We start from the raw sequence: 1,084 nt of genomic DNA, 5'->3' as shown, positions 1-1,084 counted from the left end.
AGATCTCCTGGGCCGACCTGATCGTGCTCACCGGCAACGTTGCTCTCGAATCCATGGGTTTCAAGACCTTCGGCTTCTCCGGTGGTCGCGCCGATGTGTGGGAGCCCGACGAGGACGTGTACTGGGGCTCGGAGAAGGTCTGGCTGGGCGGTGACACCCGCTACGGTAAGGATCAGGTCAAGGCCCAGCCCCCCGGCCAGGGTGACTTGGTGGCCGAGCCTGCCAAGCATGATGAGGAACAGAACCGTGACCTGTCGGCCGAGCGCAACCTGGAGAACCCGCTGGCCGCCGTGCAGATGGGCCTGATCTACGTGAACCCCGAAGGGCCGGAGGGCAACCCCGACCCGGTCGCCTCGGGCAAGGATATCCGCGAGACCTTCGGCCGCATGGCCATGAATGATGAAGAGACCGTGGCGCTGATTGCCGGCGGTCATGCCTTCGGCAAGACCCATGGCGCGGGCCCCGCCGACAATGTCGGCGCCGAGCCGGAAGCTGCGGGCCTGGAGCAGCAAGGTTTCGGCTGGCATAACAAATTCGGTACCGGCAAGGGCGCCGACACCATCACCAGTGGCCTGGAAGTGATCTGGACCTCGACCCCGACGAAGTGGAGCAACGAGTACCTCAACAACCTGTTCAACTTCGAGTGGGAGCTGACCAAGAGCCCGGCGGGCGCCCATCAGTGGCGACCGAAGGATGGCAAGGGCGCGGGGACCGTGCCGGATGCCCACGACCCCGGCAAGAAGCACGCCCCGTCGATGCTCACCTCCGACCTGGCGCTGCGTTTCGACCCCATCTACGAACCCATCGCCCGACGCTTCAAGGACAACCCAGACCAGCTCGCCGACGCTTTCGCCCGCGCCTGGTACAAGCTGATCCACCGCGACATGGGCCCGCTGGCCCGTTACCTCGGGCCGGAAATGCCCAACGAGGAGCTGTTGTGGCAGGACCCGCTGCCCAAATCAGGCCCTCAGCCGAGCGACGCCGATATCGCCGCGCTCAAGGCCAAGGTGCTGGCGTCGGGGCTGAGTGTGTCGGAGTTGGTTTCCGCCGCCTGGGCCTCGGCTTCGACCTTCCGTGGCTCCGA

The 1,084-nt window shown here is 65.8% G+C and carries 1 pseudogene; it reads left to right on the top strand.

What is annotated here, in order from left to right:
- Positions 1 to 1,084, top strand: a pseudogene (locus tag CC207_RS28090) (peroxidase family protein); the annotation flags it as partial.

It is taken from the genome of Pseudomonas sp. DrBHI1 (assembly GCF_002205115.1).
In the GTDB taxonomy this organism is placed as follows: Bacteria; Pseudomonadota; Gammaproteobacteria; order Pseudomonadales; family Pseudomonadaceae; genus Aquipseudomonas; species Aquipseudomonas mosselii.
The sequence above is the reverse complement of the archived record's forward strand: the minus strand, read 5'-3'. Positions and strand labels throughout refer to the sequence as shown.